This is a genomic window from Acidobacteriota bacterium, from assembly GCA_019347945.1.
In the GTDB taxonomy this organism is placed as follows: Bacteria; Acidobacteriota; Thermoanaerobaculia; order Gp7-AA8; family JAHWKK01; genus JAHWKK01.
On the sequence record JAHWKK010000013.1, the window covers coordinates 45,457 to 70,603 of the forward strand.

The window sequence follows — 25,147 nt, forward strand, 5'->3', positions numbered from 1 at the left end:
ATATCCAGAATCAGTTAGAATTCGAAGGAATGGCCTCGAGGGGCAGGAAAGGGATTGAACGGATGAAACCAATGATCAAAGCGGTGTTGGCGATGTCGATGCTGCTCTTTGCGGGAAGTACCTTTGCTTCGAACTTCAGGGCGGCCGACATCGTGTACCTCCCGGCGATCGTTCGCGGTGAGGGGGCGAACCAGTCGTTCTTCAAGACGGATCTGTTCATCAACAGCCTGGCGAGCGACACGATCGAAGTGACGATCGCGTTTCTGCCGATCGGTGGAGGAGACAACCGGCAGGCGGCGAACGACACCCGTACCGTCGGAACGATTGCTCCTGGCGACATGATTATCGTCACGGACGCAGTGCAGACGATCCTGGGTGTGAGCGCTTTTGGGGGTCAGGCGATTCTATACGCCTGCCGTGCCGGGGGCGATTGTGTGAACAACGAGAATGATCTGAGGAACATCACGGTACAGGCCCGCGTCTACACCGAGGCGACGGGGACGGCCTGCCCGAACAATCAGCCCACCTGCTCGTTCGGTCAGCTCTTCCCCGGCCAGCCGTGGTACGCATACATTTCGGCCTCGGCCGCGGCCGACCAGCTCGACCGTGCATTGATCACCGGGATCATCGCGAACGACAATTTCCGCAGCAACATCGGAATCGCGAACGCGAGCGAGTTCTCGTCGACGACGATCCGCGTGGAGTTGTTTGATCAGAATGGAAATCGAATCGGCACGTTCAACGAGAATCTGGCTCCGCTGGGAATGAACCAGCGGGGGATCACGAACATGTTCCCGGGCTTTACGGGTCGCGGGTATGTCGTTGTGACCCAGACCGGCGTCACTCCGACCAATCCGGGCGATCCGGAAGTCGGGGATGGGATTCCGGGGTTCTTCGCGTACGGATCGGTCATCGCGCGGAGCACAAACGACCCGATCACGCAGGAAGCGATGTTCATGGTTCCGATCGATCTCAGCGTCTATTCTCCCCAGAATCCGCTGAGCAAAGCGGGGGACGAGCCGGTGAAGTTCCGGCGCGCCGTCCGACACCGATAAGGATCACAAACGGAGTCGTCTCCGGGCGGACGATCGGGCGTGGAATCGCTCGACGGTCCGCCCGGTTGTGAGTCGTGTGCCCGGCATGCTAGTCTCGCCGGGAGGGCTTTCGGACGACGAAAGCGGCCGTGCGGCCGCTTTTTTTGTTCTGAGGGGAAAATTTCGAACGGATTCGAACGGAAATGGACGTGCCAGAGCAGCTCGAGCGGGAGATACAGAAGGTTGTCGAGTCCGAAGGGCTCGAACTGGTTCACATAGGGATCGCCGGGTCCGGCGGTCACCGCGCATTGAGGATCGACATCGACAAAGAGGGGGGCGTCACGCTGGGCGATTGCGAGCTCGTTTCGAAACAGCTGGGACCTCTGCTCGACGTCATCGATGCATTTCCGGGTGCATACGATCTGGAAGTCTCCTCTCCCGGTATCGATCGGAAGTTCTACCGAAACGAGGATTACCAGCGCTTCCTCGGCAGTCTGGTTCGGGTGAGGACCAGTGCACCGGTGGGCGGGCTTCACGTGATCGTGGGGCGTTTGAAGTCGTTCGAAAACGGCAGGATCGTCGTCGTCGACGAGAAGTCGAAGAAGCTTAAGGAGTACGAGATCGAGCTCGATCAGATCAAAGAGACCAGGCTCGAACCAGACTTTCGGGAGCGCAACTAGACAATGTTCAACGAGAACCTCATCAGGGAGCTCGCCCACCAGAAGTCGATCGACGTGGACAAGGTGGTCGCGGCGCTGGAAGATGCTCTGGGCACAGCTGCCCGGAAGTTCTACAAGACTCGCGAGCCGGTCCACGCGATCCTCAAGCGCGACGAGACGGGTGGCGTCGACATTTTCGTCGAGAAGCACGTCGTCGAGACCGAGGAAGAGATCGAGGATCCGCTCCTCCAGATCACGCCGGAAGAGGCTGCTCGCTATCAGTCCGACGCGAAGCCCGGCGACGTCATTCGGATCGACTACATCGAGAAAGCCGTCGTCGACGTCGTGGCCGACACGCACACGGAGATCCGACAGTACGAGGCCCGCAAGATCGATCCGAAGTCGGAGACGGGCGACACGATCCGGATTCCGCTCGACAAGGGACTCGCCGAGCTCGGCCGGATTGCGGCCCAGAGCGCCAAACAGGTTCTCTATCAGAAGGTCCGCGAAGCGGAGAGGGACAAGGTCTACAAGGAATTCAGGGACCGGGTCGGCCAGATCGAGCACGGCTACGTCAAGCGGTTCGAGCGTGGCGACATGATCGTCGATCTCAACGGACGCACCGAAGGGGTGATCCCGCGCAGCCAGCAGTCGCGTGCCGAGCGCTACTCGCAGGGAGACAGGATCCGTGCGGTGGTCGTCGACGTCCACACACAGCCCAAGGGCCCGCAGGTCGTGCTGTCGCGGACCGATCCTCTTCTTCTGGTCAAGCTCTTCGAAATGGAAGTTCCCGAGATCTACGACGGCACCGTGATGATCAAACGTGCGGTCCGTGAGCCGGGCGAGCGCGCGAAGATCGCCGTAGCTTCCAAGGAGCGCGACGTCGATCCCGTAGGCGCCTGCGTCGGCATGAAGGGCTCACGGGTGCAGTCGATCATCCGGGAGCTGCGGGGAGAGAAGATCGACATCATTCCGTGGCACGAGGACATCGTTTCGTTTGCCCAGAATGCGCTCGCCCCGGCAAGGATCACGCGTGTGAGCGTGACCTCCGAAGAAGATGCGATCCGTCCGAACCTCGACGTCATCGTGGACGACGATCAGCTCTCGCTGGCAATCGGCAAGCGCGGCCTCAACGTCCGGCTCGCCGCCGAGCTGATCGGTGCGCGGATCGACATCAAGTCGGAGGACGAGGTCAAGGGAGAGGTCGCCGATGCGCTGACGCAGATGCTTCAGGTAGCGATGTCGGAGGCGAGGTCGGAGGTGAGCATCCTCGACGTCGACGGAATCGATCCCGAGATCGCCCGGCTGCTCGATGCCGCCGGTTACGACGACCTCGATTCGGTTCTCAATGCGACGGCCGAGGATCTCGCGAACATCGACGGAATCGACGTCGATGCCGCATCCCGACTGATCGAGAGCGCGCAGGAGTTCGACCGGGTCGCCGTAGGCGGCCAGGACGTTCCTCCGCTGGAAGAGCTGCAGAACGTTCTGATGTCGGTCGACCCGTACGATGACGAGGAGTACGACGAAGAGTGGAGCGAGGAAGAAGCCGACGCAGCCGATGCTGAAGCGGCCGATGCCGAGGAAGCAGAAGCTTCCGGCGATTCAACCGACGGGGAGGCGAGTGAAGTTGCCTCGCCCGGGGAGCTCGTGAGCGAGGAAAACGTCGAAAGCTCTCTGCCCGGCGAGCCGGCGATCGAAGAGGAAACGGATCGGGCCGGTTGACCGGGACCGGGCCGTCGGCAACATGGTAGTGAAGAGGAGTCGTTAGAGAATGGCGAAGATACGAGTCAGAGACATGGCGAAGCAGATGGGGATCCCGGCAAAGGATCTCGTGTTCAAGCTTCAGTCTCTTGGCGTACAGATCGAGAGCGAGGATGCCGCGGTCGACCATGCCGCGATCATCGGTGCGCTGTCGGGCCGGCAGGCGGTGAGGCCGCGTGCCGTGATCATGAGGGACGAAAAAGCCGTCTCCGAACCGCAGCGGGAAGCTCGCGCCCGGAAAGTCAGGCCTCCGCGTCCGATCGTCAAGCCCACCCGGCCGGTCGCGCCGCCGAAGGAAGCGCCCTCGTCGCCGGCTCCGACCGATCAGGCCCCGGCCGAAGGCCCCGTCATTCAGGAGTTCATCGAGGCGGCGGAAGCCGAGGCGAAGGAACGCGCCGCTCAGGAAGCGGCCGAGGCCGAGGCTCGGAAAAAGGCGCCGAAAACCCCCGTTGTCAAGAAACCTGTCCGGATCACGCCGCCGCGACAGCCCGACCGTCCGACCCCGTCCGAAGCTCCCGCCGTTGCCGATCGAGGCAGAACCGGTCCCACAGGACCGCGCGCGCGCGCGATGACCAGGCCACGACCGGACTACGGAGATCAGAGACCGGCTCAGAGACCCGCGCAACGCCCGTCCTCGAGATCCGGCGAGCGCCCGTCCTCGAGACCCGGCGAGCGCCCGTCCTCCAGACCTGGCGAGCGCCCGGCGTCCCGAGTGGCCCGGCCGCAGCGGAGTGCTCCTCTCTATCCGGGTGAGCCTCAGCCGGTTCCGACCTCGGCCCCCACCGCCCGCCGTCGCAAGGAGAGCGAGGGCGACCGGATCGAGAAAAAGCAGCAGCACGCCGGCCGCCGCAGAAGATCTGCCGAAGCGCGAAGAGAGACCGACGAGTCGCTCTTTCACAAAGGCCCATTCTCTGCCCGAACCGTTCTGGAAGAAGACCCCGAACCGCAGGTCCCGGTTCAGCCATCGAGCCGGAAGGACAAGAGAAAGCAGGCCGGTCCGGTCACGGACAAAGGTCTGGAGTTCGAAAAGCCGAAGGAGAAGATCACGTTGTCAGAGGGTGTAACCGTCAAGGATCTCGCCGACAAACTGAACGTTCGCGGAGGCGATCTGCTGACGCATCTGATCAAGAAGGGGCGAATCCTCACGATCAATACCCCGCTCGAGTCCGAGCTGGCTCTGGAGATCGCCAACGAGCTCGGGATCGAAGCGGAATTCGTCACGTTCGAGGAGGCGATCGAGCTCGAAGAGATGGAGCGGGAGGGGGAAGGCGACGTCGGTCTCGAGCCGCGGGCCCCGGTCATCACGGTGATGGGACACGTCGATCACGGAAAGACATCGCTACTCGACGCGATCCGGAAGACGAAGGTTGCCGAAGGCGAAGCCGGTGGTATTACTCAGCACATCGGTGCATACGCGATCGAGCAGAATGGTCAGAAGATCGTCTTTCTCGATACTCCGGGTCATGAGGCGTTCACCCTCATGCGGGCCAGGGGAGCGAGCGCCACCGACATCGTCGTGCTCGTTGTTGCAGCCGATGACGGCGTGATGCCACAGACCCGCGAGGCGATCGATCACTCGCGGGCCGCCAGGGTTCCGGTGATCGTTGCGATCAACAAGGTCGACAAGCCGAACGCCAACGTCGAGCGCGTGAAGCAGGAGCTCTCGCAGAACGGCATCCTCGTCGAGGACTGGGGTGGCGACGTCACCTCGGTTCAGGTCTCGGCGCTGAAGAAGACGGGGATCGATGAACTCCTCGAGGTCATTCAGCTCACGGCCGAGATGCTCGAGCTCAAGTCTTCGCCGTCACGTGCAGCGCGCGGAGTCGTTCTCGAGGCGAGCAAGGAGCAGGGACGCGGAAACGTCGCGACCGTGCTGGTCCAGGACGGGACGCTTCGGATCGGCGATCACTTCGTCTCCGGGCTCGTGACCGGGAAGGTCAAGGCGATGACCGACGATCTCGGCAAGCGACTCAAGGAGGCACCGCCCGCGACGCCGGTCAGCGTGATGGGCTTCGACGAGCTTCCGGACGCAGGCGACCGATTCATCGTCGTCGACGAAGCATCCGAGGCCCGGACGATCACCGAACAGCGTCAGGAAAAGAAATCCCGGGAAGCTGGCGACAGGCGTGGCAGCAAGATGTCGCTCGATTCGCTCTATGCGAAGATGCAGCAGGGCGAGGCCAAAGAGCTCAATCTGATCATCAAGGGCGATGTCCAGGGATCGGTCGAAGTCCTTCGCGATTCGCTCGAAAAGCTGTCCACCGAGAAGGTCAGGGTGAAGGTGATGCATGCGTCGGTCGGAGCCGTCAGCACCAACGACGTGCTTCTCGCGACCGCCTCGAATGGCATCATCATCGGTTTCAACGTCAGACCCGAAAAGAATGCCGCGGATCTCGCGGCCGAGGAAGGCGTGGAGATCCGGCTTCACACGATCATTTACGAGCTGATCGACGAGATCAAACTGGCGATGGCCGGCTTGCTCGAGCCGATCCGAGAAGAGGTCTACCGTGGCCGTGCCGAAGTCCGCGATCTCTTCAAGGTTCCGAAAGCCGGAACGATTGCAGGATGCTACGTCGTTGACGGAGTCATTCCGCGGACAGCCCAGATCCGGCTCCTTCGGGACAACCGAGTGGTGCACGAAGGCAAAATCTCGTCGCTGCGTCACTTCAAGGACGACGTCTCGGAGGTTCGGCAGGGCTTCGAGTGCGGAATCGGCATCGAGCGATACAACGACGTCAAGGTCGGCGACGTCATCGAAGCATTCGTCACCGAGGAGCGAGCTGCCTCGCTCGAGTAGTCATCGATGTACGTGGGAGTTGCGCTCTTCGAATTGCTGATTCCTCAGGCGCACTCGCTCAAGGAAAAGCGCTCGGTGGTGCAGAAAGTGAAGGGCCTTCTCAGGAACCGGTATCTGAGCGCTGCCGAGGTCGGGGCTCTCGAGCTGCATCAGCGATCGAGGATCGGTGCCGCGATCGTGACCTCCGACGCCGATCTCGCCCGAAGGGTTCTCGATGAAGCCGCCGAGGCGATCGACGAGGCGACTGGCGGGCTCCTGCATGGACACACGGTCGAGATTCTTCCCTTCGATGCCGACATCGGAATGGGCTCCTCGATCGAGAATCTGTTCAACGGAAACCAGGAAGACGGAGAGCGATTCGATGACTGAGATGAGCCGGATGCTTCAGAGGATTCGAGAAGGATCGAATTTTCTCATCACTTCCCACCGGGGTCCGGATGGCGACGCTCTCGGGAGCTCTCTGGCTCTGAAGGGAATTCTGGAGAAGCTCGGGAAAAGGGGACGCGTCATCGTGCGGGACCGGTGGGCCGATCCGCTTCAGTTCATCCCCGGCGCCGAGTCGGTGGAGATTCTCGACGCGCTCCCCGAGGACTATCCCGATTCGTGGGACGCCCTCTTCACGATGGAATGTCCGGAAGCGGATCGTTGCGGATTCGCGATCCTGCCAGGCCCCGTCATCAATGTGGATCATCACGTCGGCAACGAGATGTATGGCGAAATCAATGTTCTCGACATTGATGCGCCGTCCGTGGGGGAGATGCTTCTCGAGGTAGCGACCGGGCTCGGCGTCGAGATCGACCCGCCGATCGCGACCGCGATTTACGTCTCGCTTGCGAGCGATACCGGTTTTTTCCGGTACACGAACACGACCCTCCGGGCGTTCGAGGCCGCGACCCGACTCGTTCGCGCTGGTGCTGATCCCGGACAGATCTCGCTCGAGCTGAACGAGAGCCTCCGCCCGCAGGCCCTCACGCTTCTCGGAGCTTGTCTCGATACTCTGGAGATCCATTTCGACGGGCGCGTTTCGATCATGCACATGACTGATGAAATGCTCGCCCGGACCGGCGCGGATTTCGAGGATTCCGATGGGATTTCGGCCTGGGGACGGCGGATCGCCGGCGTGCGCGTTGCGGCCTTTCTGAAGGAGACCGAGGGAGGAACGCGGGTTTCGCTGAGAGCCAAACCTGGGGCGGACGTCTACGAAGTCGCCCGGCGCTTCGGGGGCGGTGGTCACCGGGCGGCTTCCGGCTGCTTCATTGCGGAACCGATCGAGCAGGCGAAAGCCAACCTCCTGAAGGTACTCGGCGAGGCGATCGAGCCGTGAGTCTCGACGGGCTCTATCTGGTCGATAAGGAAAGCGGGATCACTTCCCACGACGTCGTCGCGAGGTTCCGGCGCGCTGCGAGGATGAAGAAGGTCGGTCATACGGGCACACTCGATCCGCTGGCGACAGGTCTGCTGATCCTCTGCCTCGGTTCGGCCACGCGCCTTCAGAGCTATCTGACGGGGCTCGGCAAGACCTACGAGGGGGAGGTGAGGTTCGGCTGGGCGACCGAGACCCAGGATGCCGAAGGGACACCGGTCGGTGAGCGAATCGAGGACGTCGACGCGACCTCTCTCGACCTCGAAGGGATCTTCGCCGGATTCAGAGGCGAGATCCTTCAGACGCCGCCGGCGTACTCGTCGAAGAAGATCGGAGGACGCCGCGCGCACGAGATGGCTCGGAGCGGCGAAGCTCCTGAGCTGGAGCCGCGGAAGGTCGATGTGAAGGACCTGACGATTCTCGCCGTCGACGGGCCGGTTGTCCGGATACGGATCGAATGCTCCGCGGGAACCTATGTGCGGACCATCGCGCACGATGCGGGTGTCGCCGCCGGAACGGGGGCGCACCTGATCTCGCTTCGCCGTACCCGGATCGGTTCCTATGATCTCTCGGCGAGCATACCCTCGGGGAATCTCACCGGAATGTCGCCCGAGGAGATCGCGGATAACGCGGCATTCAGGAGCATGCGGGAGATCGAGCTCCCGCTGCCCGGCCTGATGCTCGATCCGATGCAGATCCGGGCGGTCCGGCATGGCCAGGAAGTAGTAGTCAAGCCGCCGGGCGAAGACCGTGAAGCGGAATATGCGGACGAAGTCGCTCTTTCCGATGCGCGAGGGACATTGCTCGGAATCGGGCGGGTCAGTCGCGTGATGAAGGAGGGGGGACCTCTGGTGGTCCAGCCGAGGGTAATTCTGCAGAGTTGAACGACGCCGGCCCGGCGGAATTGATCTCGACGAGGGTGGTGTTAGAGTGTCGAGTTTGAGACGAATAGACTAAGCATACGGAAAATCAGGAGATTGAAGTTGACTACGCTGAAGGAAAAGTCGGAAATCATCAATGAGTTCCGCACGCACGAGAGCGACACGGGTTCACCCGAGGTCCAGATCGCTCTGCTGTCGAATCGTATCGGTTACCTGACCGAGCATTTCAAGACCCACGCGAAAGACCATCACAGCCGTCGTGGCCTTCTCAAGATGGTCGGCCAGCGGCGACGCCTGCTGGATTACCTCAAGAAAAGAGACCTCGAGCGCTATCGCGCCGTCATCGAGCGTCTCGGAATCAGAAAGTAAATAGACCCGGTTGCATGAGCTCCCCGGAGCCATGAACACGCCACGACCCGCGCGGGACTCGTCCCGCCGGGAGTCTCGTGTATTCGTGCACGCCTGACCGGGCCAACACGCGGAAAGAAAGAGAAAGCGGAAAAAATATGGATAGAGATGTTGTGAGGAAAGAAGTCACGCTCGGTGCAGCAACGATGTCATTCGAAACGGGGAAGCTCGCGAAGCTGGCGAGCGGTGCGGTCAGGGTTCAGCTGGGAGACACCGTGGTTCTCGCGACGGCCAGCTTCAGGGATCAACCCGGTCCCGGCGACTTCATGCCGCTGACCGTCGACTACAAGGAGTACACCTACGCCGGCGGACGGATCCCCGGCGGATTTTTCAAGCGTGAAGGCCGGCCAACCGAGAAGGAGATTCTCACCGACAGGCTGATCGACCGTCCCCTTCGTCCGTCGTTCGCACCGGGATACCGGCAGGAGACCCAGATCATTGCCATGGTTCTCTCGGCTGACGGCGAGAACGATCCCGATATCCTGGCGATCAACGGCGCCTCGGCCGCCCTCATCGTTTCGGAAGTCCCGTTCCCGAATCCGATTGGCGCAGTCCGCATTGGAATCGTCGATGGAGAGATCGTCGTCAATCCCACCAATGAACAGCGTGATGTCTCGGATCTCGATCTGGTCGTCGCCGGCACCGAGCACGCCATCGTGATGGTCGAGGCAGGCGCACGGGAAGTCTCGGAATCCACCGTTCTGGACGCGCTCGACGCAGCTCACCGGGAGATCCGGAAGATCGTCGAGATTCAGAAGCAGCTCCGGGCCGAGGCTGGCAAAGAGACGATCGAGGTCGCGGCGAAACCGAGATACGACGAGTCGGTGTACGACGATTTGAAGAAACGCGTCGGATCGGAGGTTCGGGAAGCCCTTCTGACCGAGGGGAAGTCGCAGCGTCGTTCGGCGATGAACGCGCTGCGTGAACGCGTTGTCGAGGGTCTTGATCCCGAGACTCAGGCAGAGGAGCTGCGAGCTCGTGAGGCCGCGCTGAACGATCTGAAGACCGAGATCACACGGAACCTCATCCTCGATGAACAGAAACGACTCGACGGGCGAAAGCCGGATGAGATCCGGAAGATCTCAATCGAGACTGCAACCCTTCCCAGAACCCATGGCTCGGCAATCTTCACGCGCGGCGAGACCCAGGCTCTGGTCACGATCACCCTCGGTACTCCCCAGGAGGCGCAGAGGGTCGAGGATTTCGAAGGGGAAACTTTCCAGAGGTTCATGCTGCATTACAACTTCCCGCCCTTCTCGGTCGGGGAGGCGCGGTTCATGCGGGGACCCGGGCGACGGGAGATCGGTCACGGAAGTCTTGCCAGGCGAGCGCTCGAGCCGGTTCTTCCGGCCGAGGATGATTTTCCCTACACCATCCGTTGCGTATCCGACATCCTCGAGAGCAACGGTTCTTCGTCGATGGCTTCCGTCTGCGGGGGCTCGCTGGCGCTGATGGACGCGGGCGTTCCGATCCGGAAGGCGGTTGCCGGCGTTGCGATGGGCCTGATTACGGGCGAGGGAAAGACGGTCGTCCTGACCGACATCGCCGGCGCCGAAGACCACGAAGGGGACATGGACTTCAAGGTCGCGGGTACTCGCGAAGGCATCACTGCACTGCAGATGGACATCAAGGTCACCGGAATCGAGCGGGAGGTACTGGCCAGAGCGCTCGAGCAGGCTCGCGATGGCCGGATGTTCATTCTGGACAAGATGGCCGAAGTGATCGATCAGCCCCGCACGGAGCTCTCCGAGTTCGCGCCACGGCTCTACACGATCCAGGTTCCCAAAGACAAGATTCGGGACATCATCGGGTCGGGTGGAAAGACGATTCGCTCGATCGTCGAGCAGACCGGGACCAAGATCGAAGTCGACGACGACGGAAGCGTCATCATTGCCGCGGTCGATGCCGAGTCTGCTCAAAAGGCGATCGACATCATCCGGGGGCTCACGGCCGACGCTGAGATCGGCAGAAACTACAGCGGCGAAGTGAAGCGAATCGAGCCGTACGGAGCATTCATCGAAGTGTTGCCCGGAAAGGACGGATTGCTGCACGTTTCCGAGATCTCCCACTCTCGCGTGGACAGTGTCGAGAGTCTCTACGCGCTCGGTGACATCGTCGAGGTACAGGTGGTTGCGATCGAAGAGGGAACGGGCAAGATCCGGCTTTCGAGAAAACCGCTTCTTCCGCCGCCGACGCCGGAGGAGAAAGCGGCCGCCGATGCCGATCGCGCCTCGAGGGAGAGGTCTCGTGGTGATCGCGGCCCAAGGGGTCGTGGTGGCGATCGGGATCGTGGTGGGCGCGGTGGAGGCGATCGCGGACGGGGAGATCGCGATCGCGGACGTGGAGATCGTGACCGTGGTCGCGGCCGCGGACGTGGAGATCGTGATCGTGGCGGTTCCGGCGGCCCTCCGCGTGGAGATCATAAAGGCGGCAGCGACGATTCGAGCAACTGACTCTCCTCGTTGGAAGAAATCGGAAAGACGCTCCGAACGGAGCGTCTTTTTTTTGAACCGCCGATTCTTCGTTCTCTCGGCTAAAATGACCGAGGGTGGGGACGCAGGGCCTACAGCTTTCGGTTCTTGTGAGTTACGCGGCGATTCAGGCCCTTGCGCCGATCGGTGTTTCCCTTCTCCTCTTTCACTTCTATCGCCGGCACGGGAAGCGATACATGCTTCAGTGGTCGAGAGCGTGGCTTGCATTCGCCGTCATCAGCCTCGGTGCCTGGTTTTCCTTCGTATATCTCTCCGGTGTTTCGCTGCTGAGCCCTCTCAAGTGGATCACCACCTTCGTGGCGTCACAGGCCGGGTTTGCGGCGGCGGTGTTCTTCTTTTTAGGATCGTGGGAGCTCTCGCAGGGGCGGCCGATCAGGCTGCTGGCTTCCAGGCGGATTTTTCAGGTCGCCGGGATCCTGAGCCTCGGTCTGCTCGTCTGGCTCACGACGCTGGTTCCTGCTCAGGCCTTGATTCACTTTGCGTTCACATCGAGTCATTCGGTCATTTTGGCAGCCGTCTTCATTGGATGCGGCCTGTTGTTCGCGCGCCCTCGTGAAGGCGCAGTTTCGAGCTGCGTTCTCCTCGTCGTCATGTTCGGTTTGATGGGAGCGGCGGAGCTCGTCGGCTTTCTGAGGGACATTTCGCGGCTGAACGAAAACCCGGTCGCCATCTACGCTGCCTCGAACACGTCGGTGATCATGACTGCGTTTTTCCAGGCGATGCTCGGGCTCGCGATGATCACCTCGCTGCTCGATGACGAACGACAGGCGGCGGTGGAAGCCGCGTCGCAGGTCGAGCATATGGCCTATCACGATGAACTGACTGGTCTTCCGAACCGGGCGTTGTTTTTCGATCGTTTGATCATGGCGACCCAGCATTCGGGCCGGCGTGGCGGGCGGCTTGCCGTTTTCTTTCTCGATCTGGACCGGTTCAAGAACATCAATGATTCGCTGGGCCACTCGGTCGGAGATGCCCTTTTGAGGGTCACGGCAGAGAGGCTGCGGAATGTGGTCCGGTCCGAGGATACGGTGGCCAGGTTCGGGGGCGACGAGTTCATCGTGATCATCCAGGGGATTCAGGCACCGGACGACGCGGTCAAGGTCGCCCACAAGGTCCTCGAGGCGATGCGACGCCCCTTCGTCGCGTTTGGGCGTGAGTTGGTCGTCTCGTGCAGCATCGGAATCGCGCTGTTTCCCGAGGACGGAACGGGCGCCGAAGAGCTGGTCAGGAACGCCGATTCGGCGATGTACCGTGCAAAGGAAGACGGCCGGGACCGTTACCGCCTGTACACCCATTCGATGAACGCCGACGCGGTCAGCCGGCTCGAACTGGAGATGGATCTGCGGTCGGCTCTCGATCAGAGCGCTCTGACGGTCCACTACCAGCCTCAGTATGATCTCGAAGACGGGAGTCTGCGCGGCTTCGAGGCTCTGGTAAGATGGGATCATCCTAGGCACGGGATGCTGCCTCCCACCACATTCGTGCCGATGGCGGAGAGAACCGGGCTGATGAGCAGGCTGGGTAACTTCGTTCTTAACCAGGCATGCGCGCAGGGAGCGCGCTGGGAAAATGAAAGTGGGGCGAGCCTCAGTATCGCTGTGAATCTCTCTCCCCCGGAACTGCTTCAGCCCGGACTGGTGTCGACCGTCAAGGCGGCGCTGAGGACCACTGGCCTGCCGGCGAATCTTCTAGTGATCGAGATCACCGAGGCGGTCGCCTTCCGGAACGAAGAGGTCACCGTCAGTATCCTCCGGTCGCTCAAGGCGCTCGGCGTCAGCATCGCGATCGACGACTTCGGAAGCGGCTACTCGTCTTTGACGTATTTGAGGAATCTTCCGATCGATATCGTCAAACTGGATCAACTGTTCATCGGCGATATCGAGTCCGGACCCGACGCAACGATCACGGCGTCGATGATCCAGATGGCGCACGGGATGAAACTGAACGTTGTTGCGGAAGGAGTCGAACGGCCGGCTCAACTCGCGTTTTTGCGTCAGCAGAAGTGCGACATCGCTCAGGGTTTTCTTCTGAATCATCCGCTGCCTCCGGGGGAGATCGACATTCAGCAGTTGCTCCGCGGATTCGATTCCGACTGAGCCCTTCGCTTCGGTCAGAGGAGCGGCCAGAAGAGCGGGAGAACGAACATCAGTACCAGAAGGGTGATGATCGTCAGAGGAATCCCGACCTTCAGGAAGTCTTTCATGTGGTAGCCACCCGGTCCCATGATCAGCAGGTTGATCGGTTGATTCGTGGGCGTCATCCAGACGGACGCAGCAGCAATCGAGAGCGCGAGCATTGCGGCATGGGGCTCGATGCCCATCTCCATCGATGAATTGATCGCCACGGGGGCCAGCAGGACCACCGTCGCCGGTGGCGGGACCACCTGGGTCATTGCCACGGCAAGAAGAAAGAGAAAGAGGATCAGTGAGCGGGTTCCGAACTGCTCGGTCGACGCTGTGAGAATCTCCGAGAACGTGAGAGCCGCGCCGGTTTGCTCGAGCGCGATTCCGAGCGGCAGCATTCCGGCAATCAGGAACACTGATTTCCAGTCGATGAACCGGTAGGCCTCTTCCATCCTCAGGCATCCGGTGATCACCATGAGCGCCGCGCCGCCGACGGCCGCAATGGAAACATGAACCATCCCCGCAATGACGGGAACGATCGTGAGAACCATCAGAGCTGCTGCGGTGAAAGTCTTTTCTGAGCGAGGAGGCTCCTGAACGGCCTTGGTCAGTGCGAGAAAATCGGATTCGGAACCGAGGACCATCAGATTCTTCCGGGGCCCATAGACGAGCAGGGCGTCGCCCGTCTGAAGGGGAACCGCGCTGAGCCGCGACCGGATGACCTTGTCCCCGCGGAGAATCGCCAGGACCGTCAGGTGGTACTTGTCCCGGAAATGGATGTCTCGCAGCGTCTTGCCCACCAGCGAGCTGTGCGGAGAGAGAATGAACTCCTGCAGCCCCACGTGCGGCGACTGCAGCGTACTGATCTCCGGGGCTCCCTCGGTCGTCAGCTCGAGATCCCGCAGCGCGTCGAGCAGGTCAAGCTCCGACCTGCGACCCTCGACGATCAACCGGTCACCAACTTCGATCTTTTCGGATGAGGAAGGGAGAACGACTCTCTCACCCCCTCTTTCAATGGAAAGCACATTCAGACCGAACGCGGCGCCGAGCCGGCTTTCGGCCAGCGATTTGCCCTGGAGAGTCGACTCTCCGGAGACGGTGATGACGAACAGGCTGTCGTCGAGAGCATAGCGGCGAGTCAGCTCGGAGCGGTCGATCTGTTCGAAGCTGTCGAGCATGTCGTGCTCGGCAAGAGCCGCGATCTTTTCGGGCGCTCCCTGAAGAAGTACGCGGTCCCCCGCTTCGAGCGCAAGCCATTGAATGTTGGAACGCCACCGCTCCTTTCCGCGATAGACGGCGACGATGTTCACTCCCCAGCGGCCGCGGAGGTCGGCGTCCGCGACGCTCAGCCCGATCAGCTCGCTGTCGTCCGATACGGTCATCTCGGTGAGCTGGATCGCATTGGACGCGATCGCCTCGGCGTCGATCGACGTTTCGAAAGCGCGGGCGACCGACCAACCTCTCAGATCCTGCAGTGAGTCCATCCGTCCCGACACGACGAGCTTGTCTCCTCCTCGCAGAACGTAGTCCGCTTCCGGAGCGAGCCGTGTATGGCCCGAGCGGAGGACGGCGAGAAGATTCATCCCGAGAAGCGTTCCGATACGGCTTTCGGCGACCGTTTTCCCTGAGAGCAGTGATTGCCACGGTAATGTGGTCACGAAGATCCGCTCATCGAGCTCGAAATCGGAATAGTCGGCTTCCCGCGGCCTGCTGCCGTCTCCCTTCGGCAGCAGACGGCGGCCGAACACGAGCATGTAGATCGTTCCGCAGATGAGCAGAACGAGACCGACCGAGAAGAAATCGAACATCCGGAACGGCTCGAGCCCGCGGTTCCGGAGCGCATCCGATGCGAGCAGGTTCGGAGCCGTTCCGACCAGCGTCATCGTACCGCCGAGAAGAGTGGCCGAGGTGAGAGGAATAAGCAGACGGGCAGGAGGACGAGAGGTTTCACGCGCCAGGTCCATGACGACCGGCAGGAACAGTGCGATGACCGCCACGTTGTTCATGAAAGCCGAAACGGTCGCGGCGGTGATCATGATGGTCGCGATCAGGCGCATCTCGCTGCGCCCAGAGAATCGGATCAGATGCCGCGCGATGATTCCGGCGACGCCCGTCCGGTAGAGCCCTCCACTCAAAATGAACATCGCCCAGATGGTCACGGTGGCGGGGTTGCCGAATCCGGAAAGCGCCTGAACCGGCGTCAGAATGCCGAACGCCGCCAGGCTCACGATGACGACGAGCGCGACGACGTCCATGCGAACTCGATTCGACATCGACAGGGCGAAAGCGACGGCGAGGATCGCCATCACGGTGAGCTCGGGAGCGGTCATCTGGGCAGGGGTGTACGGGCGTTACGATCGGGAACGAATGGCGCGGATCAGCGCGCTCTTGTTCATTCGAGAACGGCCCCTGATCGACAGCTCGCGGGTGCGGTTCCGGAGCTCGGCGACCGTTCTCGTTTCCAACGGCGAATTCGGGTTCCCGGTTCCACTCGTCGTCACCTTCTCGGTGCGTCCTTCCTCACGCCGCTGTTTGTTGACGGTACGAGCCGCGATTTCCTTTGCTTTCTCCGGCTTTCTCCCTCGTTCCCGCTCGCTCTGCCGGATGTGCTCGTACTGTCTTTCATCTTTCGGGGTCCAGGCTTTCGGCATCACTCGTTCCCGTTCGGGACAGGATCTACGTTCATGGATTGTACTTTCTCGTCGGAACGCCGAGGCGCTGGCTGACGCTGATCTCGGCGAGTTGGCGGATCATCTTCCTGCCGCCCTCATCGGAACGCTGGAACACGGCGCAGAGCATGTCGATCTCTTCATCCGACTCTCCCCGAGATATGGTGAAGCCAAGAACCGGCTGTTCCGCGTCCCTGGTCTCTACCTTGAGCCAGGTGTTGTCGGGCTGGAGGGTGCACCGCACATACCCCTGGCTCGCTGCTCCGGTCTGATAGGCGACGGCATTTACGGCGGGAACCCCCTGGGCATTGGACATCTGTTCGTCGAGTGCACGTTCGACCTGCTGGCCGATCAGTTTCCGCATCGCCGTGAGCGAATCGTCTTCGATGTGCGACAACTCGATCTCGGAGGCGAAGAGCTCGCGGGCTTTTTCCCGGGCCTTCGTACTCCGGAGAACGCGCCCAGTCATCTGAACGACCTCACCGTTCCATTCGAAAACCACCGTTGCGGGATTTGTCGTCAACTCCGATTCGTGAACGGCCGTCAAGTGGGTGAGGGAAACTCGTGTGATGTAGACGAGGGTCGATCCGACATGTCCGGGGATCGGGTGATGCAGATGAACACTGAGAAACTGTCTCTGATTCGTCGGCCCGGTCACGGCGGACATTCTACTGTCACGCATGCGTCAAAATCGAGCCGTCCCCTCTCGAAAAGAGTCGCCGAGGTTGTTCAAAAAGCGAAATGATTTCGAGGCGAGAGCCGTTGAGAGGTTCAAATTAATAACTGATTTTGGTATCCTTTTTCAGGCAGGGGGGTCCGAGGAATGCAGGTGGGTTTTTCAGAGACGTGGAATGGCGCCAGACTCTGGCTATTGATGCTTGTAGTGGTGATAGCAGTTTCGGTGCCGGTCGAGGCGGCTTCCCTCAAGGGGTCGCGGTCCTCGCTGAAAAAGCAGAACCAGGTCGCTCGGCAGCACAACTATTCCTATCTCCGGAACGACTCCCAGGTGCGGACCTTCGTCAGGAGCGGTTACATCGTTCCGATTCGGGGCAACAGCGATTTCGAGCTCGTCGGCGTCAGCTCCCCCTATGCGCGCCCGGAGCTCGAGCTCTTCCTGAACAGACTCGCGTCGCAATATCGGGACCGATGCGGCGAGAAGCTGGTCGTGACCAGCCTCACGCGGCCGAAGAGCCGGCAGCCCCGAAACGCTTCTCCGCTGTCGGTGCATCCGACTGGTATGGCTCTCGACCTGCGGGTGCCTCGGTCATCGGCCTGCCGGAGGTGGCTCGAGGACACGTTGCTGTCGCTGGAGCGATCCGGCGTTCTGGACGCGACCCGTGAGCGAAGGCCGCCGCACTACCATGTCGCTGTCTATCCGCGGCAGTACGTCTCCTATGTTGCGAAGCTGACCGGTTCGAAGCCCGAAATCAGCCGGCCTGCGGCGACCCTGAAAAAGTACAAAGTTCAGAAGGGGGACAGCCTCTGGCTGATCGCGAGAAAGCACGGTACCTCGGTCGCCTCGATCAAGAAGGTCAACGATCTCGGATCGAACCTGATCAAGCCCGGCGATTCTCTCCGGATTCCCTGAACCGGCCTCCGATGATCGTTCCGGCGACGACCGAGTTGTCGGAGCCGCTGATGATCGAATCGAGCAGGCTTTCGCGGGTCCACCCCGCGAGCGAGGGCGCGGTCAGATCGATCACCGCATAGTCGGCGGGGTGACGAAGCGTTCCGCGAAGACTCGCGGCGCCTCCCTCGGTCGCGATTCGGAGCAGCTCGATCCCCATCATTCCCTTGCCGTCGACGAACGCCCCGCGCTTTTCGTGAACGAGCCGCTGTACGTACTCGAGCCATCGCATCTCTTCGACGAAACTGATCCGCGCATTCGAATCGGTCCCGAGCGAGAGCTGTGACCGGATCTCGGGCGCGAGCGGTTGCACGCCATCACCCAGATTCCCCTCCGTCAGCGGCGTGATGCATACGCGGCCGCCTCGCGAGGCGAGCTCCTCGAGCTCCGCCGGGGCAGTGTGAGTCGCGTGAACGGCCGTGAATCGCGAATCCGGCCCGAGCTCATCGAGGACGAGACGCATCGGGGTGGCGCCGTGAGCCGCCTGGCACTCCTCGATCTCCTGCCTCTGCTCTTCGAGGTGCATGTGAAAGGGGAGGTTCCGCTCCGCCGCCGCTTCCCACAAATGCTTCGCGCTCGCGAGCGAAACGGCTCGCAGGCTGTGGGCGGCGATTCCGAACGAGACCAGCTCGTTCGTGGTGCGCGCTCTCAGCCGGTCGAGAGTTTCGATGAATTCGGAGACCGACTCGCTTGCGAACCGAGCCTGCGCGGGCTCCAGCGGGGAGTCGAAGCCTCCGCGTTCGTAGTACGTCTGGAGCAGGACCATCCGAATCCCCGCCTCTGACGCCGCCTCGATCACCGCGTCGTCGAGATCCCATCGCCCGGAGCCGTGATGAAGATAGTGGAACTCCCCGACGGACGTGATCCCTCCGTTCCTCATCTCGGTAAACGCCTGCACCGCTGTGGCTTTCAAGGTTTCGGGATCGATCTCGTCGACCAGGGCGTACATCGCTTTGCGCCATGACCAGAAGCTGCCACGGCCGCCAGGAAAGCGCTCGGTTCGTCCGCGGAGGGCTCGTTGAAACGAATGTGAGTGGGCATTGACGAACCCGGGGATGAGCGCCTTCCCCTCGAGACGAAGATCGGCCCTTCGATTTCCCGCAGGCTCGATCGACGCGGATGAGTCTTCCTCGAAGGCGACCAGCCGGTCCGGCTCGAAGGCTTCGCCCGTCCAGACGAGATCGGCCTTGATCGTACGAGCGCCGGTCATGATTCGCGAATGCAGAAGGCGTGGATCATCGTGTCGAGAACCCGGGCCGCTTCCACCATCTCGGACCAGGGAACGAACTCGTTTGCCCGGTGTGCGACTTCAATCGAGCCGGGTCCGAAAAGCACGCATTCGAGACCGAGCTGCTCGAGCCAGCCGGCGTCGGTCGCGAAGGAGACTGCTTTCGAGTCGACCTGGCCGCGTTCCCTGCAGAGCCATTCGTGGACTTCGGCCTCCGCCGCGCAGATCATCGGCGGGCTCGAGCTGATCTCTTCGACCGTCGCGGTCGGTTCGGCGCTCGCCACCGTCTCGCTGATCCTTTCGAGGAAGGAGTGGCGGTCTCCCTTCGTCGAGGGCATCGGGCGAAGACCGAGCTCGATCAGGCACTCGGCCGGAACGATGTTGATCGCCGTACCCCCGGTGATCGTCGCGATGTTGAGCGGCTGCCATGGGACGGGTTCGAAATACCGGCTCAGTTCGAGACGCTCCTCTTCGAGTTGGCGCCGCAGCCCGGAAAGCGCCTCCAGGACAGGGATCGCGGACTCGATTGCGTTGCTTCCGAGATGCGGGTAGCCGCTGTGGGCCGATCGGCCCCGGATCGTTACGCGAAACTTACTGTGGCCCTTGTGCATCCGGACGACGGCAAGCCCCGTCGGCTCTCCGATGACCGTGGAGCGGGGGAGCGGCTCTTCCGGCGGCGATGCGACCAGCTGCTCTGCTCCGAGGCATCCCACTTCCTCGTCATAGGTGAACACGAGGACGAGAGGCCGACTCAGGCCGGAGGCTCGACGTGCCGCATTCATCGCGATCGCTAGGAAGCCCTTCATGTCGGAGCTTCCGCGAGCGAACAGAAGATCGTCTTTCTCCCGCACGGTGAACGGATCACTGAGCCAGTCATCCTCGACTGCGGGCACCGTGTCCATGTGACCGGAGAGGGTGAGGCCCTCCTGATCGCCGGTCGAAGGGCCCAGCCGGATGATCACGTTCGCCTTTTCTCCGCGACGATCCTTCAGAAATTCGATGCGTGCTCCGGTCGAGTCGAAGTAGTCGGCGATCTCGCCGACGAGCGGAAGATTGCTCTTCGCACTCGTCGAATCGTGCGAGATCAGACGATCGAAGAGCTGCCGGTCGGTGACGAGGCTGGGCATCCGGCGAAGTCTATCGCCATCCGATCTTACCGTGTGCCGCGGTCGGTATCGTCGCTGGTTTTCGACATGCCACCGGCTGGGGCAGGTCGGCCTCCCCCCTTCTAGGAGTAGCATAGTTCCCGAAAATGTTGTATAACGGTTTTCCTGTCGGTAACCATTCAGTCGTCAAACCACAACCCTTCACGAGGAAAAATATGCAGAGAATTCGAAATATCGTAGCGATTGTGGCTTTCCTTACCGTCGTCGGTGTTCCGGTGGCTTCAGCCAGTGACGCGGCGCCCAACGATGGGCGTTACATGATCGAGTTTCACGACTTCAAAGGCGCGGCTGCTGCTGTTCGCGCCGCTGGCGGGAGTCCGATCCATGAATTCCCCGCGATGCGGGTCGTCGCGGCTCACCTCCCTGCGCCAGCCCTTCACGGATTGCAGAGCAACCCGAACGTGAAGCTGATCGCTCCGGAACAGCGACGGTATCGTCTCGCACTCTGGTCCGACAGTACGGTGTCCGGTGAGACGACTCCCTACGGAGTTCAGATGGTGCAGTCGAATGTGGCGCCTTTCACCGACATTACCGCGGCAATCACGAACCGCACGATCTGTATCATCGATTCGGGTTACTACATCGAACATGAAGATCTGCCGTCCACCAATGTCACAGGCTACAACGGCAACCTCGCCTGGAACCAGGATGGCAGCGGTCACGGCACTCACGTGGCGGGAACCGTCGTGGCGACCGGCGGCAACGCGAAAGGTGTCGTCGGTGTGATCCCGAATGGGGTCAAGCTTTACATCGTCCGGGTGTTCGGAGACGACGGCACCTGGGCGTACGAGTCGGATCTGATCGACGCACTCGGGCGCTGCCAGGACGGCGGCGCCAATGTGGTCAGCATGAGCCTCGGTGGTGGCAAACCGATTGGCCCCTGGGAGCAGAACGCATTCGACAACGCCTACAATGCGGGCGTTCTTTCGATCGCCGCAGCGGGAAATGCGGGAGACACGAGCACTTCTTATCCAGCCGGGCACGGCAGCGTCGTCTCGGTCGCAGCAGTCGATGCCGACGAGATCGTCGCTGATTTTTCTCAGAAGAACGCCGACGTCGAGATCGCTGCGCCTGGTGTGTCCGTTCTCTCGACCCTTCCCTTCGATGAGACAAACACGCTCACTGTTTCGGATGGGACGAGTTACAGCGGCGGACACATCCACAATTCTCCGAGGACCAGCGGAATCACTGGCGATCTCGCGGACGGCGGTCTTTGCGACGGCGTCGGGGCATGGAGCGGAAACGTTGTTCTCTGCCAGCGAGGCACGATCAGCTTCAAACAGAAACTGGATAACGTTGAAGCTGGCGGAGGTGTTGCCGGCGTCATCTACAACAACGTCTCCGGCGGCTTTCTCGGAACCTGTGATGACGGCACCGGTACGACATGCACGATCACGGGGCTCAGCCTGAGTATGGAACAGGGCGATGCGGCGAAAGCCTACTTCGGGCTCACCAGCACCGTGGTCAGCACGATCACTCAGCCCGCAAGCGGCTACGACTACTACAACGGCACCTCCATGGCCACTCCGCACGTTTCGGCGGTAGCCGGTCTGGTGTGGAGCTACAACACCGGATTGACCAACCAGCAGATCCGTGACGCCCTCAACGCCACGGCGCTCGATAAAGGCGCCGCCGGACGGGATGATGCCTACGGCTACGGGATCGTTCAGGCCAAAGACGCCTTCTGCTATCTCAATCCCGCTCATACCGCATGCGGTGGCGGAGGCGAGACCAACAGTCCGCCGTCCGCGAGTTTCACCCACAGCACGAGCGACCTGACCGCCAGCTTCACCGACACGAGCACCGACTCCGACGGCACCATCGCGTCATGGAGCTGGGATTTCGGAGACGGAAGCGGCACCTCGACTGCGCAGCATCCGAGCTACACATACGCTGCCGAGGGAACCTATACGGTCTCGCTGACGGTGACCGACGATGATGGCGCAACTGCCAGCGCGAGCAATTCCGTAACGGTGAGCAGCGGATCGACCGGCGGGATCACTCTGAGCGCCACGGGATACAAGGTCAAAGGTGTGCATCACGCCGACCTGAGCTGGAGCGGAGCGACGTCCACGGATGTCGACATCTTCCGAAACGGGTCGAAGATCACGACCACGGCGAACGATGGGTTCCACACGGACAACATCGGGAACAAGGGCGGCGGCTCCTACACCTACAAGGTGTGCGAGGCTGGCACTTCCACCTGTTCCAACGAGGCTAGCGTGACTTTCTGATCGAAGTCAGGACTGGAAAAGGCCCCCCTCCGGGAGGGCCTTTTTTTGTTTGGCGATGAGTCAACGAACGAAGATCAGCCGATTGAACAGCCGCCTGTCGGTCAGTGGGGAGATGCCATCGCCCGCAAGGTCTACCGGTGAAGGATGATTTTGCCGAAATGCCCGGACGACGCCATTCTTTCGTGAGCTTTTGAAGCGTCGGCCATCGGGAAGACCGAATCGACGATCGGCGTGAGCCGTCCGGCTTTGAGAGCGTCGCCGAAGCGTTCGAGGAACTTCTCCACGATGAACGCCTTCGCGCCGTCCGGTTGATTCCGAAGCGTTGAGCCGCGGATCGTCAGGCGCTTCCGAAGCAGCATCGTGAAATCGAGCTCCGCGGATCGCGATCCCATCGAGCCGATGCTGACGATCCGGGCATCGAGGTTCGCCAGATCGAGGTTCGCGTCGAGCCAGGTCGCTCCGGTGTGATCGAGAATCACGTCGAAGCCGCGGAAGCGCTCCCTGGCTTTGCCGGGCCAGTCGGAATCGTTGTAATCGAAGCCCGCCGTGGCACCGAGCTCGATGCATCGCTCAGCGCGCGCAGGGTCTCCTGCCGTCACAATCACCCGGACGTCCGCCTCGCGGCAGAGCTGGATCGCCGAGGTTCCGACGCCGCCGCTTCCTCCATGCACGAGGATCTGGTCCTCGTCGCGAGCTTCGCCGAGCATGAAGATGTTGAAGAACGCGGTCAGGAAAGTCTCAGGGAAGCCGCCGGCGGCAATCAGATTGAGGGCCGGAGGAACCGCGATGACGGAGCCGGCGTCGACCGCCGCGAGCTCGGCGTAGCCGCCGCCGGAGAGCAGCGCCATCACTCGATCTCCTTCTGTGAATGCGACGCCCGGAGGTGCTTTCCGCACGTGCCCCGCGCACTCGAGCCCGAGAACAGGGGAGGCGCCCTCCGGGGCGGGGTAGAGGCCGCGGCGCTGCAGAAGATCCGCCCGGTTGACTCCGGCCGCCTTAACCTCGATCAGCACCTCGTCTGGTCCCGGATCCGGATCATCGACCTCCGCTAGCTCCAGGGCCCCGGTCGCCGGATCGATGTTAATCGCTCTCATCTCTCAGCTCCCGCCTCGTGCGCAGCTCGGATCTGGATCACCATGGGCCCGATGGTAAACGAGATGGGACCTCCATTCTGCTGATTAGATCGCCTCGATCGGAGTTCCGTCAGGGAGTCTCCAGCTCCCGGAAATGTGGTCAACAGCGGAATGGGAAGGACGATAAACGTGAATGATTTACGTAATTGATTGCTCGTTGGGATGAAGCGCTGGCGATGATGTCAAACTCGGCCGAAATGTGATGAACAGCCAATAACATCTGGCATCTCGCTTGCGTTTGTTACGGGTCGACAGGTCTGCTTCGAGGGGAGGGGAAGAAGGGGAGAGCGAGATTGCAATCGGAAAATGACACCGCGGGGCTCAGGAGAGCCCTCGTTGTTGAAGACGAGCACACGATCGCCATGCTGATCGCCGCGGTTGCGCAGCGCGCCGGATTTGCGGTCGATCACGCCGCTGATGGAGCCGAAGCGGTGCGGGCGATGGACGATCACGACTACGCCGTCGTCATACTCGATCTGATGCTGCCTCGCGTGAACGGCTGGCAGGTCCTCGAGCACATCGAGGAGAAGGGATGTGCCGGCTGCGTCGTCATCGTCTCTGCGGGATCCGACAGCGACCTCGCGAAGGTCGACGCGTCGATCGTCCGGAAGGTCATCCAGAAACCGTTCGACGTCAACGAGCTGGAGCAGATCCTAGCCAGTATTCATCGGGATGCGGAAGGAGCGCCCGTCGTCGCCTCTTCGGAACGGCTGAAAGTAGCGGCGAAAGACGAGGAGTCTGGCAGCGGAGAAGGCGCCCGATCGAAAACCGCGACGCGCTCCGAAGTCGAGGACCTGAACGGCCCGGAATAGGCCGATGATCCCGAGGGATCCGCATCCTGTCCCGAATCTGACAGAATCGGGCGTATGCATCTCGAACGACCTCTCGATGCCCTCGAGATTCGCGTGCTCGGAGCACTGCTCGAAAAGCAGCTCGCGACACCCGATGTCTATCCGCTGACGCTCAACAGCCTGGTCTCCGCATGTAATCAGAAATCGAATCGCCAGCCGGTGATGGAGCTCGCTCCCGGCGATATTGGAAAGGCGCTGAAGCGGTTGCAGGCTCTTCAGCTCGTCTGGGAGATTCATGGTGGACGGGTCGACCACTACGATCATCGTCTCGACGGCCGGTGGGGACTTTCGCCGCCGACGCGTGCACTCATGGCGTTGCTGATGCTGAGGGGTCCGCAGACCGCGGGTGAGCTTCGAGCGAGAAGCGAACGGCTCTTCACCTTCGACTCGATCGAACAGGCAGAAGGGGAGCTTCGCTACCTCTCCCAGGGGGACGAGCCTCTCGTTCGTGAGCTCGAGCGGAGACCGGGACAGAAGGAAAATCGGTGGACACATCTCATTGGTGAGCACGTGGAGCAGGGCGAATCGGTGTCGGCGGAGCCGGCGCGGCCGACGCCCGTAGCGGAATCGATTACTCGCCGGCTCGAGACGCTGGAGGAGTCGGTGGAGCAGCTTCGGGAGGAGCTCGTCGCGCTCCGGCAGGCGCTCGGCGAGTGAAACTCCGCCGGCCTCGCCATTTGACCGCCGACGGGCGGCACTAATAAACTCGAACGAAACG

General features: G+C 61.6%; 20 protein-coding genes. 14 read left to right on the forward strand and 6 right to left on the reverse strand.

Annotated elements, in window-relative coordinates; translation table 11 throughout:
* Positions 1–62 precede the first annotated feature (62 nt).
* The 10 genes from KY459_10005 to KY459_10050 all read left to right on the forward strand — a co-directional run bounded on the left by KY459_10005 (position 63) and on the right by KY459_10050 (position 13,494).
* On the forward strand, positions 63–1,055 hold the full coding sequence (locus tag KY459_10005) for a hypothetical protein (GenBank protein ID MBW3565045.1): 993 nt from the start codon (positions 63–65) through the stop codon (positions 1,053–1,055).
* A gap of 182 nt (positions 1,056–1,237) precedes the next feature.
* Positions 1,238–1,714 (forward strand): ribosome maturation factor RimP, encoded by a 477-nt coding sequence (locus tag KY459_10010; GenBank protein MBW3565046.1) that lies wholly within the window; start codon positions 1,238–1,240, stop codon positions 1,712–1,714.
* Between the two features lie 3 nt (positions 1,715–1,717).
* On the forward strand, positions 1,718–3,418 hold the full coding sequence (nusA, locus tag KY459_10015) for a transcription termination factor NusA (protein MBW3565047.1): 1,701 nt from the start codon (positions 1,718–1,720) through the stop codon (positions 3,416–3,418).
* A 49-nt stretch (positions 3,419–3,467) separates the two neighbouring features.
* The gene (gene infB / locus KY459_10020; GenBank protein MBW3565048.1) at positions 3,468–6,254 is read left to right on the forward strand and encodes a translation initiation factor IF-2; all 2,787 of its coding nucleotides are present in this window, start codon (positions 3,468–3,470) and stop codon (positions 6,252–6,254) included.
* Between the two features lie 6 nt (positions 6,255–6,260).
* Complete coding sequence (locus KY459_10025) at positions 6,261–6,623, forward strand: DUF503 domain-containing protein (protein ID MBW3565049.1); 363 nt, start codon at positions 6,261–6,263, stop codon at positions 6,621–6,623.
* Positions 6,616–7,578, forward strand: coding sequence for a bifunctional oligoribonuclease/PAP phosphatase NrnA (locus KY459_10030; protein ID MBW3565050.1), 963 nt, complete (start codon positions 6,616–6,618; stop codon positions 7,576–7,578). Before KY459_10025 ends, KY459_10030 begins: the two co-directional genes overlap by 8 nt.
* Complete coding sequence (truB, locus tag KY459_10035) at positions 7,575–8,501, forward strand: tRNA pseudouridine(55) synthase TruB (protein MBW3565051.1); 927 nt, start codon at positions 7,575–7,577, stop codon at positions 8,499–8,501. The genes KY459_10030 and truB overlap by 4 nt, the downstream gene beginning before the upstream one ends.
* A 99-nt stretch (positions 8,502–8,600) precedes the next feature.
* A complete protein-coding gene (rpsO, locus tag KY459_10040; GenBank protein ID MBW3565052.1) occupies positions 8,601–8,867 on the forward strand; it encodes a 30S ribosomal protein S15 in 267 nt (88 codons plus the stop codon).
* Between the two features lie 137 nt (positions 8,868–9,004).
* Positions 9,005–11,359 (forward strand): polyribonucleotide nucleotidyltransferase, encoded by a 2,355-nt coding sequence (gene pnp, locus KY459_10045; protein ID MBW3565053.1) that lies wholly within the window; start codon positions 9,005–9,007, stop codon positions 11,357–11,359.
* A 95-nt stretch (positions 11,360–11,454) separates the two neighbouring features.
* The gene (locus KY459_10050; GenBank protein ID MBW3565054.1) at positions 11,455–13,494 is read left to right on the forward strand and encodes an EAL domain-containing protein; all 2,040 of its coding nucleotides are present in this window, start codon (positions 11,455–11,457) and stop codon (positions 13,492–13,494) included.
* Between the two features lie 14 nt (positions 13,495–13,508).
* On the opposite strand, the gene KY459_10055 is transcribed toward KY459_10050, so the two are convergent.
* Genes KY459_10055 through KY459_10065 form a run of 3 tightly spaced genes read right to left on the reverse strand, consistent with a single transcriptional unit; the run spans position 13,509 to position 16,872 of the window.
* Positions 13,509–15,851, reverse strand: a complete 2,343-nt coding sequence (locus KY459_10055) for an anion permease (GenBank protein ID MBW3565055.1) — start codon at positions 15,849–15,851, stop codon at positions 13,509–13,511.
* 21 nt (positions 15,852–15,872) lie between these two features.
* Complete coding sequence (locus KY459_10060) at positions 15,873–16,172, reverse strand: addiction module toxin RelE (protein MBW3565056.1); 300 nt, start codon at positions 16,170–16,172, stop codon at positions 15,873–15,875.
* Between the two features lie 31 nt (positions 16,173–16,203).
* Positions 16,204–16,872, reverse strand: a complete 669-nt coding sequence (locus KY459_10065; protein ID MBW3565057.1) for a hypothetical protein — start codon at positions 16,870–16,872, stop codon at positions 16,204–16,206.
* A gap of 141 nt (positions 16,873–17,013) precedes the next feature.
* Between KY459_10065 and KY459_10070 the strand changes: the two genes are divergently transcribed.
* Positions 17,014–17,778 (forward strand): LysM peptidoglycan-binding domain-containing protein, encoded by a 765-nt coding sequence (locus KY459_10070; protein MBW3565058.1) that lies wholly within the window; start codon positions 17,014–17,016, stop codon positions 17,776–17,778.
* Here KY459_10070 and KY459_10075 read toward each other — a convergent pair.
* The gene (locus tag KY459_10075) at positions 17,747–19,027 is read right to left on the reverse strand and encodes a formimidoylglutamate deiminase (GenBank protein MBW3565059.1); all 1,281 of its coding nucleotides are present in this window, start codon (positions 19,025–19,027) and stop codon (positions 17,747–17,749) included. The two genes, KY459_10070 and KY459_10075, sit on opposite strands and share 32 nt — an antisense overlap.
* The gene (argE, locus tag KY459_10080; protein MBW3565060.1) at positions 19,024–20,172 is read right to left on the reverse strand and encodes an acetylornithine deacetylase; all 1,149 of its coding nucleotides are present in this window, start codon (positions 20,170–20,172) and stop codon (positions 19,024–19,026) included. Before argE ends, KY459_10075 begins: the two co-directional genes overlap by 4 nt.
* 194 nt (positions 20,173–20,366) lie before the next feature.
* On the opposite strand from argE, the gene KY459_10085 reads away from it, so the two are divergent.
* Entirely contained in the window at positions 20,367–22,445 is a 2,079-nt protein-coding gene (locus tag KY459_10085; GenBank protein MBW3565061.1) for a S8 family serine peptidase, read from the forward strand.
* Positions 22,446–22,576: 131 nt separating this feature from the next.
* On the opposite strand, the gene KY459_10090 is transcribed toward KY459_10085, so the two are convergent.
* Positions 22,577–23,539, reverse strand: coding sequence for an NAD(P)H-quinone oxidoreductase (locus tag KY459_10090; protein ID MBW3565062.1), 963 nt, complete (start codon positions 23,537–23,539; stop codon positions 22,577–22,579).
* A 332-nt stretch (positions 23,540–23,871) separates the two neighbouring features.
* On the opposite strand from KY459_10090, the gene KY459_10095 reads away from it, so the two are divergent.
* A complete protein-coding gene (locus KY459_10095; protein ID MBW3565063.1) occupies positions 23,872–24,390 on the forward strand; it encodes a response regulator in 519 nt (172 codons plus the stop codon).
* 54 nt (positions 24,391–24,444) lie between these two features.
* Complete coding sequence (locus KY459_10100) at positions 24,445–25,086, forward strand: YceH family protein (GenBank protein MBW3565064.1); 642 nt, start codon at positions 24,445–24,447, stop codon at positions 25,084–25,086.
* The last annotated feature ends 61 nt before the right edge of the window (positions 25,087–25,147 follow it).

Coding starts and splice junctions, on each gene's coding strand:
- KY459_10005 (MBW3565045.1), top strand. CDS start 63: ATGAAACCAATGATCAAAGCGGTGTTGGCGATGTCGATGCTGCTCTTT.
- KY459_10010 (MBW3565046.1), top strand. CDS start 1,238: ATGGACGTGCCAGAGCAGCTCGAGCGGGAGATACAGAAGGTTGTCGAG.
- nusA (MBW3565047.1), top strand. CDS start 1,718: ATGTTCAACGAGAACCTCATCAGGGAGCTCGCCCACCAGAAGTCGATC.
- infB (MBW3565048.1), top strand. CDS start 3,468: ATGGCGAAGATACGAGTCAGAGACATGGCGAAGCAGATGGGGATCCCG.
- KY459_10025 (MBW3565049.1), top strand. CDS start 6,261: ATGTACGTGGGAGTTGCGCTCTTCGAATTGCTGATTCCTCAGGCGCAC.
- KY459_10030 (MBW3565050.1), top strand. CDS start 6,616: ATGACTGAGATGAGCCGGATGCTTCAGAGGATTCGAGAAGGATCGAAT.
- pnp (MBW3565053.1), top strand. CDS start 9,005: ATGGATAGAGATGTTGTGAGGAAAGAAGTCACGCTCGGTGCAGCAACG.
- KY459_10055 (MBW3565055.1), bottom strand. CDS start 15,851: ATGACCGCTCCCGAGCTCACCGTGATGGCGATCCTCGCCGTCGCTTTC.
- KY459_10060 (MBW3565056.1), bottom strand. CDS start 16,172: ATGCCGAAAGCCTGGACCCCGAAAGATGAAAGACAGTACGAGCACATC.
- KY459_10065 (MBW3565057.1), bottom strand. CDS start 16,872: ATGCGTGACAGTAGAATGTCCGCCGTGACCGGGCCGACGAATCAGAGA.
- KY459_10070 (MBW3565058.1), top strand. CDS start 17,014: ATGCAGGTGGGTTTTTCAGAGACGTGGAATGGCGCCAGACTCTGGCTA.
- KY459_10075 (MBW3565059.1), bottom strand. CDS start 19,027: ATGACCGGCGCTCGTACGATCAAGGCCGATCTCGTCTGGACGGGCGAA.
- argE (MBW3565060.1), bottom strand. CDS start 20,172: ATGCCCAGCCTCGTCACCGACCGGCAGCTCTTCGATCGTCTGATCTCG.
- KY459_10085 (MBW3565061.1), top strand. CDS start 20,367: ATGCAGAGAATTCGAAATATCGTAGCGATTGTGGCTTTCCTTACCGTC.
- KY459_10090 (MBW3565062.1), bottom strand. CDS start 23,539: ATGAGAGCGATTAACATCGATCCGGCGACCGGGGCCCTGGAGCTAGCG.
- KY459_10100 (MBW3565064.1), top strand. CDS start 24,445: ATGCATCTCGAACGACCTCTCGATGCCCTCGAGATTCGCGTGCTCGGA.